This window comes from Geobacter sp. 60473 (assembly GCF_036323535.1).
Classification (GTDB): Bacteria; Desulfobacterota; Desulfuromonadia; order Geobacterales; family Geobacteraceae; genus Geobacter; species Geobacter sulfurreducens.
In genome coordinates, this window is the sequence record NZ_AP028967.1 from 3,151,269 (window position 1) to 3,164,526 (window position 13,258).

Below are 13,258 nucleotides of genomic sequence, written 5' to 3' on the forward strand. Positions count from 1 at the left end.
CCGGTTTCCTTGCGGATGGGTTGCCGGCTGGACTATAATGAATCCTCACCCGCGCTTCGCAGCACACCGTCGCGAAATCCAGCGTGGACTCCGGGAGCATCCGTGAACCAATCCACTGCCGACCCGCGCCGTTCGGCTTTTGATATCCTCGTACGCATTGAACGGGAGCGAACCTTCGCCGAACCGCTCATCGACCGGGAATTGTCCGGTGGCGCCCTGAAGGGACCAGACCGGGGGCTCCTGACCGAGCTCGTCTATGGGGTGCTGCGTCGAACAGCGACCCTCGACTACCTGGTGGACCTGTTCTGCGCCACTCGGGCCACCAAGCTGGAGCGATCAGTGCTGATCCTGCTCCGTCTGGGGCTCTACCAGATTTTCTTCCTTGACCGGATTCCGGTGTCCGCCGCAGTCAACGAAACGGTAACGCTGGCCCGTGAGAAGTCACCACGGGCCAGCGGCCTCGTGAACGCGGTCCTGCGCCGGTCCGACCGGGAACGGTCATCGGTCGCCTGGCCTGACCGGGAACGGGACCCGGCCGGCTACATCGCCCTCCGTCACTCCCATCCCCGCTGGATCGTGGAGGGGTGGATCGCCCAGCTGGGGTTCGAAGAGGCGGAGACGCTTGCCGACGTCATGTCTGCGCCCCCTCCTCTGACCCTCCGGGTCAACACCCTGCGGACCTCCCGCGATGCTTACCTTGAACTCCTGCAGGAGGCAGGCACGGAAGCGGAGCCCACGCGCCATTCCCCCCACGGCATCCGCATTCTCTCACGGACAGCGGTACCGGCGCTGCCGGGCTTCGGCGATGGCCTCGTCATCGTTCAGGATGAATCCTCCCAACTGGCATCACTCCTCCTGGACCCCCGGAACGGTGAACGGGTCCTCGATGCCTGCGCTTCCCCCGGCGGCAAAGCGACCCACCTTGCCCAGATCATGGCCGACAAGGGAGAGGTCATTGCTTGGGACGTGTCGGAGAAAAAGCTCTCTCCGATTGCCGAAAATGCCCGCCGCCTGGGCATCGGCATCATTCGGCCCGCCATGGCAGATGCCCGGAATCCGGAGCAGACCGTCGCTCCCTTCGACAGGATTCTGGTGGACGCCCCCTGCTCGGCACTGGGAGTGCTGCGCCGCACCCCCGAAGGGAAATGGTGGAAGACCCCCGACGACGTGGCACGGCTGGCGCAAAGCCAGTGCCGGATACTGGCGGGGGCCGCCTCCCTGCTGAAACCGGGCGGCACGCTCCTCTACTCCACCTGCTCCACCACAACGGACGAAAATGAGTCAATTATCGAGGATTTCCTTTCGCGCCACCCTGATTTTGTGTTAGAAGACTTGAATGATCTTTTCCCCGGCCTGTCGGAATGCATCACCGACCGGGGGATGTTCCGCAGCTGGCCCCACCGCCACGGCATGGATGGGTTTTTCGCCGCCCGCCTGCGTCGGGCCTGATGCGAAAACGCTTCGAGCAGATCCCGGAGGTTCCCATGAAAAAAATTGCCCCATCGATCCTTTCCGCCGACTTTTCCCGCCTGGGCGATGAAGTCCGTGCCGTGGCGGCGGCCGGGGCTGATTATATCCACGTGGACGTCATGGACGGGCACTTCGTGCCCAACATAACCATCGGCCCCCTGGTGGTGGAGGCGGTGCGCAGGGTTACCGAGCTTCCCCTGGACGTCCACCTGATGATCGAGCATCCCGACCGCTACATCCCCGACTTCGCCGCAGCAGGTTCGGATATCATCGTGGTCCACGCGGAGGCTTCCATTCACCTCCACCGTACGATCCAGCTCATCAAGTCCCTGGGCAAGAAGGCGGGGGTTTCCCTCAATCCGGCCACTCCCCTCAACTGCCTCGACTATGTCATCGACGATCTGGACCTGGTGCTGCTCATGACCGTCAACCCGGGATTCGGAGGCCAATCGTTCATCGAGGCCTGCATTCCCAAGATCCAGTCACTGCGGGCCATGCTCGACCGCCGTGGCTGCGAGGCGGAGCTTGAGGTGGACGGCGGGGTGAAGATCGACAACATCGCCCGCATCGCCCATGCCGGCGCCGACGTTTTCGTGGCCGGAAGCGCCGTTTTCGGCAGCCCCGACTATGAAGCAACCATAAAAGAGCTAAAGCGTCGGGCAAAAGAGCCGATACTGTAACTAGGCGGCCGTTGGCCGCTATTTGGCTTTCTGGAAACGACGGGAATGGATGTACCGGGAATAACCGAACTTGCCGGGCGGGTTCGTACGACCCTTGCCGGGCGGATAAGGGTGCCGATGGCGCCGGGACCGATTCCGGCCGCGGTGTTGCTCCCCCTCTTCGAGCGGGACGGCGAAGTCCGTGTTCTTTTCACCAAGCGGACGGAACATCTGAACCATCATCGGGGAGAAATCTCGTTTCCCGGCGGAGTGAGTCATCCCGATGATGCCTCGCCCTGTGAAACGGCCCTGCGGGAGACTTGGGAAGAGATAGGCATTCCGCCCGACGAGGTGGACATCCTCGGCGAACTGGATGATTTTTATTCCGTCCACGACTACTTGGTGACCCCCTGCGTTGGGGTCATCCGGGGGGACCGCCCGCTGGTGGTGAACCCCGACGAGATCGAACGGATCATTGTCGTGCCGCTGAAGCACCTGCTGCGGCCCGAGGTCTTCAGGACCGAAGATTGGACGTGGCGCGGACGGACGCACCCCGTTCACTTCTACCGATACATGGATGACGAAATATGGGGACTCACGGCCGCCATACTCTCGCAGTTTCTCAACACGATATTCCCCCGGCCATGACCGGGGCGGGACGTTCCCACGGATTATCCATCCGCGCGGAGAAACATGAAACCATGGCGATGACAGCCCTCGTAATCGACGATTCGGAAGTCCTGCGCGAGGAAATAGTGCGCACCCTCAAGGAGGCCCGGCTATTCGAGACGTATCTGGAAGCCCGGGACGGCCTCGAAGGATTCAAGACGCTCCTCAACAACAAGGTTGACCTGGTGCTCTGCGACCTGGAAATGCCGCGAATGGACGGGTTCCGCTTCCTTTCCATGGCCCGGTCCCGGGGTGAGCTCCAGGACCTGCCGATCATCCTGCTGACCAGCCGGGAAGACCGGGACACTAAAATCCGCGGACTTGAGCAGGGGGCATCCGATTACGTCACCAAACCCTTCGATTCGGGGGAACTGGTTGCCCGGGTCCGGGTGCAGATGAAGGTAAAGGGTCTCCAGGACGAACTGAAGCGCTCCAACGAGCTGCTGCGCAAGCTGTCCATCACCGATCCCCTCACCCACCTGCATAACCGTCGTCACCTGATGGAAATGGTGGACAAGGAGTTCCAGCGGGCCTCCCGCAAGGGGGGCGCCCTTTCCCTGGTCATTCTCGACATCGACTATTTCAAGAAAATCAACGACACCTACGGCCATCAGGAGGGGGACAAGGTGCTGGTGGCGCTGGCAGACATCGTCCACCAGCGGCTTCGCAGCTACGATATTGCCGCCCGCTACGGGGGCGAAGAGTTCGTACTGCTGCTGCCGGAAACCCCTCTGCAGGAGGCCCAGGCCATTGCCGAGCGGCTGCGGCTGGAGGTGCAGGATCACGTCTTCGACGGTAGCCTCCACGGACAGGTCATCACCATCAGCCTGGGCGTAGCCACTTATCCCTCACCCCGCATCGAGGGAACCGACTCTCTCTTCAGGCAGGCCGACGAGGCCCTCTACCGGGCCAAGCAGAACGGTCGCAACCGGGTGGAGCTCATGTCAGGCACGACATAACAGGTGGAGCCCGCACCCGCCGCAACGGGGGCGGGTGGTGCAGTGCCGCTTGCAATGCTCCACGATGAGGGCGTGATATTCGTTGAACAGCGTAGTGTCTTCGGGAAGGTTATCCATGAAGAGTGCGCGGACGGTCTCATAGTCGGTCGTCGGGGCCACGAGCCCCAGGGCGGAAAACAGGCGTTTCGTATAGGCATCAACCACGAAGGAAGGTTTTTCCCCCGCATAGAGCAGGATCGAGTCGGCAGTCTCCCGGCCGATCCCCCTTACCCCAAGCAGTTCCCGACGCAGTTCACGCCACTCTCCCGCAAACATCCGCTCCAGCCTACCGCCGAAGCGGCTGAAGAGAAACCCGACAAAGTCCTTGAGCCGGGCGCTTTTGACGTTGTAGTAACCGGCCGGTCTGATCGTCTCCGCCAGCTCGGCCACAGGCACATCGCGCAGCCCCTCCGGCGAGAGGAGTCCCGCAGCCTTGAGCCGGACAATGGCCTTTTCCACGTTACCCCAGTTGGTATTCTGGGTCAGGATTGCACCGACGCAGACCTCGAAGGGGGTGTCTGCGGGCCACCAGTGGCGGGGTCCGTAGGCCGCGAAGAGCTGATCGTAGACCGTCATGAGCCGGTCACGCACCCCCTCAGGCCCACCCGCCGTTGTCGCCGAGAACCCGCTCGTACACCCGCCGGACCGCCTCGGTTACCTCTTCGTACTCCTTCATGAGGGCGCTCCCCGGGTGCCGAAGCTTCGGGTCATACCCCAACCGGCGCGCCAGGGTGTCAAGGTATTTCTGGTCTCCCCCCAGGTCATTGATGGAGTAGTCGTGGATGAGCCGCAGCCGGTTCTCCAGGCGGCGGAGGAATTTGTAGCCCGCCTGGAGCGTGACGATATCGTCCTCGGCGAGGATGCCGAACAAGTGCATGGCCTTGAGAGCCAGGAGCGTATTGGTGCTGCGGATTTCCGGGTGGGCGTGCCCCTCGCGCAACTGGAGGTACTGGACCAGGAACTCGATGTCGACGATCCCGCCCCGGCCGGTCTTTATATTGAAGCTTCCCGCCTTCTCCTTGGCCAACTCGACTTCCATGCGGGTTCGCAGCCGGTGGATCTCCTTGCGCTCATCTTCGCCGGCTCCGCTCCCGTACACCGTATTCTGGATGACGTCCTTGATCTCTTTCCGCAGCCGCTCATCGGCAAAGACCACCCGGGCCTTGGTCAGGGCCTGTCGCTCCCAGACCTGGGCCTCGGTGCGGTGGTATTCCCGGAACGAGCCGATGGAGGTGACCAGGGGACCCGCATTGCCCGACGGCCTCAGCCGCGTGTCGAGCTTGTAGACATACCCTTCCCTGGTCTGGGTGGTGAGAATGGAGATGATCTTCTGGCCCAGCTTAGCGAAGTATTCATGGTTTGATACCTGCCGTTCTCCTCCTTCGGTCATTCCCTGCTGGTCGTAGATGTAGATGATGTCCAGATCCGAGTGGTAGTTGAGCTCGTTGCCCCCCATCTTCCCCATGGCAACCACGGCGAAGTGGGCCTGGCGCAGATCGTCGTCGGCATCCCGGTACATGGGGCGGCCGAACCGGGCCAGTTCCTTCTTGGCCATGCGACAGGCCGCGGAGAGGCAGACTTCGGCGAGCCCGGTCAGTTGAAAGGTCAGCTCCGACTGCCCCAGCTTGCCGTAGATGTCGTTCATGCCGATCCGGAGGAACTCCTCGTGGCGGTAGCGACGGAGGATGTCGAGGCGCTCCTCGTAATCGTCCGCCGCATCGAGCATCCCCTGCAATTCGGCCTCCATGACGCTGCGGCTCTTCATGTAGGTGGCGCCGGCCCGGGACACGAGGCTGTCCAGGAGTTCGGGATGGCCGATAAATATCTTGGACAGGAATTCGGATGTCCCGAACAGGGAAACCAGGAGCTTGATGGTTTCCCTGTTTTCGGCCAGAAGGGCATAGACGGACGAGCGGGAGCCCACCGCTCCCAGGAAGCGCTCCAGGTTGTTGAGGGTCAGGTCCGGGTCGGGCGAGCCGAAGATTTCTTGGAGGAGGAGCGGGGAAATTTTCTCCAGCAGCCGCCGGCCCCGTTCGGTCAGATGGGCCCGCGGCGGGCCGTCGCGCAGGAGCAACAGGTTTTCGTAGGCAGTATCGACGTTCCTGAAGCCCCGCTCCGCCAGCATATCCTTGACCAGATCGGGATCGGCGGCACGGTCGAAAAAACTGTAGGTTTCGGGCCGGACCTCTTCCCGCAGGCGCTCGTCGCGGGAAAGGAACAGGCCACCATAAACGGTCGACACCCGGTTCCGGTGATGCTCAAGGGCCTCCCTGAACTTTTCCGGGCCGTTTTTGCGGAGAAAGCCGCAACGCCGGGCAAGGGCGAGCATTTCGTCGTCCTTTTTCGGCAGGGAATGGGTCTGCCGTTCCTGAACCACCTGAATGCGGTGTTCCACGGTCCGGAGAAATCGGTAGGCCTCGCTAAGCGCCTGGGCATCATCCTCGCCGATGAGCCTGGCGTCCCTTAGCGATGCCAGGGCCTTGAGGGAATTGCGCTCGCGCAAATGGGGATTCTTGCCGGCGTAGACAAGCTGAAGGGCCTGGATGAAGAACTCGATCTCGCGGATTCCGCCGCGACCCAGCTTGATGTTGCACTCGCTCTCCTGCTGCCGGGCGATGGAAGCGTCGATCTTCTTCTTCATGGCCATCATGTCCTCGATCAGGTTGTAATCGAGGTACTTGCGGTAGACGAACGGTTCAATGGCCCGGAGCACCTGGTTCCCCAGCTCGATGGAGCCCGCCACGGGTCGCGCCTTGAGCATGGCCGCCCGCTCCCAGGATTGCCCCCAGTACTCGTAGTATGTGGCGGCCGAGCGGAGGGAGCAGGCCAAGTCGCCGCTCTTCCCCTCGGGGCGCAGCCCCATGTCCACCCGGAACACGAACCCGTCGGCCGTCACCTGAGAGATTGCCTTGGTGACCATCTCGCCCATCTTCACGAAGAAGGCGTGGAGAGATATCCTGCCCCGCTCGCCCCCACGGCCGTCGTTGATCCCTTCCGTTTCGCCCTGATCCGAAGAGTAAAAGTAGATCAGGTCGATATCCGAGGAAAAATTGAGCTCACGGCCGCCGAACTTGCCCATCCCCATCACGGTGAACTCAGCCTCCCGGGAGCCTTCGGCGGTCACCATCATGGGGCGGCCGTGATCCTCCACGAGCTTGCGCCGCGCGGCGTCACAAGCCACCTGAAGAGTCGCCGCCGCCAGGGCGGAAAGCTCGGCCGTCACCTCCTCCAGAGGGGCGAGGCCGTTCAGGTCGCGGGCGGCGATGCGGAGGATCTCCTGAAACTTGAATCGCCGCAGGACCGGAAAGATGTCGGCATAGTCGACCCCCTTGGCCTGGGAACGGAGCGTTGCCAGCATCTCCTGTTCACTGCGCCTGACATCGATGGCTCTGGTGACGAACAACTGGTGGAAGAACGCGGGATCGCGGCAGAGGACATTGACGAGAAACGGGGAAGAACCGCACAGCATGAGCAGCTGCGCACGGCGCTCCTTGCGGCCGCAAACATCGATGAGTTCCTGCCGGTCCGCTACACCACCGACCCGCTCGAGACCGTTCAGGGCCATGTCGGGCAGGGGGGTGGCAAGGGAGGCGTACGCCAGTTCCGCCACCATCCGATCGGATAGCGTTCCCTGGAGCAACTGCAGGTTGGCTGCCGAGCGGGCCGGATAGACGAACCCTTCTTTTTCAAGGAGTTCCGTGAGGGGTTGGTCGCTGCCGCTGTCCGTAGCCGCGGCCAGGGCCTCCTCGATCCGCCGGATGAACTCGCTGCCGCGGCTCATGGCGCCACGAGGCCACGAAGGCCGGTGACGTAGTCACCGCTCACTACTCCCTGCTCGGTGATGATGGCGGATATGTAGCGGGCGGGCGTCACGTCGAACGCCGGGTTACGAACCCGGATCCCGTCGGGCGCCACCGGGAACCCGTGCAGATGGGTCACCTCGCGGGAGTGGCGTTCCTCGATGGGGATCTGGTCGCCGTTCTCCAGCGAGAGATCAAGGGTGGTGGTGGGTGCCGCCACGTAAAAGGGGATGTTGTTTTCCCTGGCCAGGACCGCCACACTGTAAGTACCGATCTTGTTTGCCGTGTCGCCGTTGGCTGCGATCCGGTCGGCCCCCACGACGCAGCAGGCGATCTCGCCCCGTTTCATGAAAAAGCCGGCCATGTTGTCAGAAATGAGAGTCACCGGGATGCCGTCCTTCATGAGCTCCCAGGCGGTGAGCCGCGCACCCTGGAGCCACGGACGGGTCTCGTCGGCGAACACCTGGATATTTTTCCCCGCTTCCTGGGCCGCGCGGATGACCCCCAGGGCCGTACCGTAACCGGCCGTGGCGAGACCTCCGGCGTTGCAGTGGGTCAGGACCGTGGCCCCCTCGGGAATCAACGCCGCCCCGTGCCGGCCGATGGCCTTGCAGAGCTCCAGGTCTTCCTCTTCGATCCGGATCGCCTCGGCCTTGAGGATTTCGCGCAATTGGTCCAGGGGCTTGTCCCGGTTCTCATCGGCCACCCGCTTCATCCGCTCGATGGCCCAGAAGAGGTTCACCGCCGTGGGGCGGGTGCGGGCCATGACATCGCAGACATTCTCCATCTGCCGGAAAAACGATTCATAGGTATCGGCTATGATCTCCCGGGCACCCAGTGCCACCCCCATGGCCGCCGCCACCCCGATGGCCGGAGCCCCCCGGATGACCATCCCCCGGATCGCCTCTGCCACGCTCTTGTAGTCGGCGTACTCGCAGTAGACCTCCTCGCCGGGCAGGCGGGTCTGGTCGATCATGATTACCTTGTCGTCGCGCCACTCTATGGTTCTGAAGGACATGGGAACCTCGTCGTGTTTAGCCTTTCAACTTTTTCATCAGCAGCTCGTTCACCACCGCCGGGTTGGCCTTGCCTTTGGAGGCCCGCATCACCTGACCCACGAAGAAGCCGAAGACCTTCTCCTTGCCGCCCCGGAACTCCTCCACCTGGCCCATGTTGGCGGCCATGATCTCGTCGATGATCTTCTCGATTTCGCCGGTGTCGGAGACCTGGACGAGCCCCTTCTCCTCCACGATGGCCTCAGGGGTCTTGTCGCTCTGCCACATCTCGTCGAAGACGGTCTTGGCGATCTTGCCGGAGATGGTGCCCTTTTCGATCAGTTGCAGCAGGGCCGTGAGACGGACCGGCGTAACCGGGCATTCGGCGATGCCCGTGCCCGCCTCGTTCAGGGCGCGGGTCACCTCGCCCATGACCCAGTTGGCCGCCCCCTTGGCCGGGGCGCCCGCGGCAAGGCAGGCCTCGAAGTACTCGGCCATCTCCCGGGTGGCGGTGAGGACCTCGGCGTCATAGTCGGAAAGCCCCAGCTCGGAACGGTAGCGGCTCCGCCGCGCATCGGGGAGTTCCGGGAGGGAGAGGCGCGTATCCTCGACCCAGTCGTTGGAGATGACCAGCGGCACCAGATCGGGGTCGGGGAAGTAGCGGTAGTCGTGGGCCTCCTCCTTGCCGCGCATGGAGCGTGTTTCACCGGTATTCGGATCGAAGAGACGGGTCTCCTGCACCACCTTCCCTCCCTCCTCGATCAGCTCGATCTGCCGCTCGATCTCGTGCTCGATGGCCTGCTTCACGAAACGGAACGAGTTGACGTTCTTGGTCTCGGTACGGGTGCCGAAGGTCGTGGAGCCCACGGGCATGACCGACACGTTGGCATCGCAGCGGAAGCTCCCCTCCTCCATGTTGCCGTCGCAGATACCCAGGTAGACCACGATCTGGTGGAGCTTCCTGAGATAAGCCACCGCCTCGTCGGCACTGCGGATGTCCGGTTCCGAGACGATTTCCAGCAGAGGCGTGCAGGCACGGTTCAGGTCCACGCCGGACCCGCTCCCCAGGCCGGGAACGTCGGCGTGCACCAGCTTGCCGGCATCCTCCTCCATGTGGATGCGGGTGATGCCGATCCGCTTGACCTGGCCGTCCACCTCGATGTCCAGATGTCCGTTCTGGCAGATGGGAAGTTCGTACTGGCTGATCTGGTAGCCCTTGGGCAGGTCCGGGTAGAAATAGTTCTTCCGGGCAAAGACTGAGCGGGACGCGATCCGGCAGTTGGTGGCGAGGCCGGCCCTTATGGCGAACTCCACCACTTTCTTGTTGAGCACCGGCAGCACCCCCGGCATGCCGAGGCAGACCGGGCAGGTCTGGGAGTTGGGGGCGGCGCCGAACTTCGTGGAGCATCCGCAGAAGATCTTGGTGTCGGTCTTCAGCTGGACGTGGACTTCTAAACCGATGACGGCCTGGTAGTTCATCGAAATCTCCGGGGATTGGACAATGTAGGGGCGATCCTTGTGACCGCCCGATCACTCAGGGCGAATACAGGATTCACCCCTACGACAGAGGCGCATTTTTCCTATGCCATTCCGTTGCCTGCTCGAAGGCGTGGGCGGCTCGCAGGATGGTTTCCTCCCCGAAGGGACGGCCGATGAGCTGCAGGCCGATGGGAAGACCGGCGGCGCTCATGCCGGCCGGGACGGAGATGGCGCAGGTGCCGGCAAGGTTCACGGGGATGGTGAATATATCCGACAGGTACATCTGGAGCGGATCATCCACCTTCTCGCCGATCTTGAAGGCCGGGGTCGGCGCCACCGGCGTGAGCAGGGCGTCCACCTGCTCGAAGACCTTCATGAAGTCCTGCATGATCAGGGTGCGGACCTTCTGGGCCTTCAGGTAGTAGGCGTCGTAATACCCCGAGGAAAGGGCGTAGGTGCCGATCATGATCCGACGCTTCACCTCGGCGCCGAACCCCTCGGCGCGGCTGCGGCGGAACATGTCGATCAGGTTCGCGGCCCCGTCCGCCCGGTGCCCGAAGCGGACCCCGTCGTAGCGGGCCAGGTTGGAGCTGGCCTCGGCGGTAGCGATGAGGTAATAGGTGGCCACGGCATAGTCGGTGTGAGGGAGCGAAACCTCCACGAACTCGGCGCCGAGCCCCCGGTAGGTTTCGATGGCGGCATCAAGTGCCCGCTTCACGTCCGGGTCGAGCCCCTCGCGGTAGTACTCCTTCGGCAGGCCCAGCCTGAGCCCCTTCACCCGGCCGGTGAGGGCTGCGGCGTAATCGGGCACCGGCAGATCGATGCTGGTGGAGTCGAGGGGGTCGTGACCGGCCACGGCTCCCAGCATGAGGGCGCAGTCGGTCACATCGCGGGTCACGGGACCCACCTGGTCCAGGGACGAGGCATAGGCGATGACCCCGTAGCGGGAGACCCGGCCGTAGGTGGGGCGCAGCCCCACGCAGCCGCAGTGGGAGGCGGGCTGCCGGATGGAGCCGCCGGTGTCGGTGCCGAGCGTGGCCGTTGCCGAGCGTGCCGCGATGGCCGCGGCCGAACCGCTGGACGAACCGCCGGGGATGCACGCCAAGTCCCACGGGTTTTTGGTGGCGCCAAAGGCGCTGGATTCGCCGGAGGAGCCCATGGCGAACTCGTCCTGGTTGAGCTTGCCCACGATGACCGCCCCCGCCTCCCGAAGCTTCGCCACCACCGTACCGTCATAGGGGGGGATGAAATTCCCGAGGATCTTCGAGCCGCAGGTGGTACGAATCCCGCGGGTGACGAAGATGTCCTTGAGAGCAACCGGAATGCCGGTGAGGGGGGCTATGGCACCGGCGGCAATGCGCCGGTCCGCCGCTTCGGCAGCCGCAAGGGCCTCTTCGGGAGTAACGGTAATATAGGCATTCACCCGGGAGTCGGTGGCCTCGATGCGGGCGAGCAGCGCCCGGGTCGCCTCCACGGATGAAACCTCCCGTTTCGCCAGTTTGTCATGCAGTTCGTGAAGGGTCAGTTCAAACAGCTCCATGTCGCTCTGTCTCCAGTCAGTGAGCCCGGCAGTGGCCGGGCCGGGTCATTTCTTCTTCAGCCGGTAGGGGGCCACCTCAATGGGGTACATGGTGGCGCCGCAACAGTCGCAGGACTGAGGGCCCCCCTCGACCACCAGGAACGCCTGGTTGCCGCACTCGGGGTGGCAGACGGCAAAGCCCACCTCGACCTCGCGCGGCAGCACGACCTCCTCCGGATTCTGGTAGTCGACCGGTTCGGCATCGAAGCGGCCCAGGTTCTTCAGGCGATTGTAGAAAATCCGCTTCTTGCAGGTTCCCTCGGGAAGCTCGGCAAAACGGCGCCGCACCTCTTCGATGGCGGCCTCCAACTCTTCACTCGTGGGATTCTTATTCGATGACTCGGGGCACACGGAAGAAACCCTCCACTCTGTCAGGCGCGTTGGCCAGCGCATTTTCAACACCGATGGAAAAACGAACCTCGTCCTCCCGAAAGGCGTTTTCGACCGGAACGGCATGGGATGTGGGGATAATGCCGTCGGTGTTCAGCTCATTGAGCTTTTCCACGTAGGCGAGAATGGCGTCGAGCTGACCGGTGAATCTGTCCTTCTCGTCCTCGGCAAGCTCGAGACGGGCAAGCGTTGCCACATGCTCGACATCGGTTCGCGTGATCTTCATCGGGTGGTCTCCCTTGGAGAAATACATGGGGGTGAGCGGTATTTTGTAGCACGATTGGGGGAAAATGACAAGGCACGCGGGGCTCCTTCGCATGCCCCGCGCGCCTGCACCGGCTTACAGGATCGGATCCAACGACAGGGACTTCCAGCAGCGCAGTTTGTTACGCTTGGCCGCCGAAGCGTACCGGTCGGGGTTGTCCGTGACCGGGTTCCAGCTGTTTTCCGGCAGCATGTCCCGCTCGGTCCGCTCTTCCACCTGCCGGGCCAGAGTCGGATTGGTGACCAGGACCCCCACCTCGGTGTTCAGGTTGGCGGAACGCGGATCCAGATTAAGGTGCCGACGCAGGGGGTTTCGCCGTCGATTACCAGGGTCTTGGCGTGGAGAGCAAAGGTGGGGGGCTTTTTCTTCAGCTTCGGGTAACGGCCGACCGGTTCCTTCAGCACGGCCGGGTCGGGGCGGATTTCCCGGATGCCGACCCCTGACCACAGAAGTTTTTCCCGCTGAACTCCTGAAGGTTGTCGGTTGCGGCCTGGAAATTGGTGACGATCCGTACCCCTGCCCCCCGCCCAACCAACTCGCGGAACAGCTCCAGCAGGCAACTGCACGAACACCAGGAACAGTGCGGCAGCGTGATGCTTCATGGCCGACGACAGGCTTTCACGAACTGGTCTGAGGTGCATACTTGAATGGCGACTGTTTGCTCGACAAAAATGCCATGTACCCCTCGTCCGGGGCAAGAAGCAAGCACGGTGCTCCTGCCTGTCGGAAACGGCTGAATGCGCCGGGGAAGCTGTCCCGCTCCGCCGTCAAACACACACGCGCAACAGCAGCACCTCACCGTAGACACAAAAAACACCACTGCAACCCGTACTCGCCGGCGAACCCTCCTTTCCCCCGCAATGACAGTTAGCCCGTAGCACCCATTGCATAGGGATTTTGCGAGATTTCCCTGGCCGGCAACGGGGATAAAAATGATAATTATGGATATTAAGG

At 63.0% G+C, this 13,258-nt stretch carries 13 protein-coding genes; 4 read left to right on the forward strand and 9 right to left on the reverse strand.

The window, feature by feature from the left end; all coding sequences use genetic code 11:
* The first annotated feature begins 102 nt into the window (after window positions 1–102).
* From rsmB to AABA48_RS14280, 4 genes are read left to right on the forward strand one after another with little or no spacing between them, the layout of a single operon-like run.
* Complete coding sequence (gene rsmB, locus AABA48_RS14265; RefSeq protein ID WP_286351001.1) at window positions 103–1,449, forward strand: 16S rRNA (cytosine(967)-C(5))-methyltransferase RsmB; 1,347 nt, start codon at window positions 103–105, stop codon at window positions 1,447–1,449.
* Between the two features lie 35 nt (window positions 1,450–1,484).
* Complete coding sequence (rpe, locus tag AABA48_RS14270; protein ID WP_286351002.1) at window positions 1,485–2,150, forward strand: ribulose-phosphate 3-epimerase; 666 nt, start codon at window positions 1,485–1,487, stop codon at window positions 2,148–2,150.
* A 45-nt stretch (window positions 2,151–2,195) separates the two neighbouring features.
* Window positions 2,196–2,777 carry a CoA pyrophosphatase gene (locus AABA48_RS14275; protein ID WP_286351003.1) on the forward strand — a complete coding sequence of 194 codons (582 nt, stop codon included), beginning with the start codon at window positions 2,196–2,198 and terminating at the stop codon, window positions 2,775–2,777.
* 53 nt (window positions 2,778–2,830) lie between these two features.
* On the forward strand, window positions 2,831–3,757 hold the full coding sequence (locus AABA48_RS14280) for a diguanylate cyclase (RefSeq protein ID WP_286351004.1): 927 nt from the start codon (window positions 2,831–2,833) through the stop codon (window positions 3,755–3,757).
* Here AABA48_RS14280 and AABA48_RS14285 read toward each other — a convergent pair.
* The 9 genes from AABA48_RS14285 to AABA48_RS14325 form a co-directional block, all read right to left on the reverse strand.
* Entirely contained in the window at window positions 3,743–4,372 is a 630-nt protein-coding gene (locus tag AABA48_RS14285; RefSeq protein ID WP_286351005.1) for an endonuclease III domain-containing protein, read from the reverse strand. The two genes, AABA48_RS14280 and AABA48_RS14285, sit on opposite strands and share 15 nt — an antisense overlap.
* 19 nt (window positions 4,373–4,391) lie before the next feature.
* Entirely contained in the window at window positions 4,392–7,577 is a 3,186-nt protein-coding gene (glnE, locus tag AABA48_RS14290; RefSeq protein WP_286351006.1) for a bifunctional [glutamate--ammonia ligase]-adenylyl-L-tyrosine phosphorylase/[glutamate--ammonia-ligase] adenylyltransferase, read from the reverse strand.
* On the reverse strand, window positions 7,574–8,614 hold the full coding sequence (gene mtnA / locus AABA48_RS14295) for an S-methyl-5-thioribose-1-phosphate isomerase (RefSeq protein WP_286351007.1): 1,041 nt from the start codon (window positions 8,612–8,614) through the stop codon (window positions 7,574–7,576). Before mtnA ends, glnE begins: the two co-directional genes overlap by 4 nt.
* 16 nt (window positions 8,615–8,630) lie before the next feature.
* Window positions 8,631–10,070 carry an Asp-tRNA(Asn)/Glu-tRNA(Gln) amidotransferase subunit GatB gene (gatB, locus tag AABA48_RS14300; RefSeq protein ID WP_286351008.1) on the reverse strand — a complete coding sequence of 480 codons (1,440 nt, stop codon included), beginning with the start codon at window positions 10,068–10,070 and terminating at the stop codon, window positions 8,631–8,633.
* Between the two features lie 79 nt (window positions 10,071–10,149).
* Window positions 10,150–11,610, reverse strand: coding sequence for an Asp-tRNA(Asn)/Glu-tRNA(Gln) amidotransferase subunit GatA (gene gatA / locus AABA48_RS14305; protein WP_286351009.1), 1,461 nt, complete (start codon window positions 11,608–11,610; stop codon window positions 10,150–10,152).
* 45 nt (window positions 11,611–11,655) lie between these two features.
* On the reverse strand, window positions 11,656–11,958 hold the full coding sequence (locus AABA48_RS14310; protein WP_338270681.1) for a hypothetical protein: 303 nt from the start codon (window positions 11,956–11,958) through the stop codon (window positions 11,656–11,658).
* A gap of 19 nt (window positions 11,959–11,977) precedes the next feature.
* Window positions 11,978–12,265: an Asp-tRNA(Asn)/Glu-tRNA(Gln) amidotransferase subunit GatC gene (gatC, locus tag AABA48_RS14315; RefSeq protein WP_286351011.1), complete on the reverse strand. Its 288-nt coding sequence runs from the start codon at window positions 12,263–12,265 to the stop codon at window positions 11,978–11,980.
* A 114-nt stretch (window positions 12,266–12,379) separates the two neighbouring features.
* Window positions 12,380–12,559, reverse strand: coding sequence for a hypothetical protein (locus tag AABA48_RS14320; protein WP_286351012.1), 180 nt, complete (start codon window positions 12,557–12,559; stop codon window positions 12,380–12,382).
* Window positions 12,560–12,567: 8 nt separating this feature from the next.
* Window positions 12,568–12,906, reverse strand: coding sequence for a hypothetical protein (locus AABA48_RS14325; RefSeq protein WP_286351013.1), 339 nt, complete (start codon window positions 12,904–12,906; stop codon window positions 12,568–12,570).
* Between the last annotated feature and the right edge of the window lie 352 nt (window positions 12,907–13,258).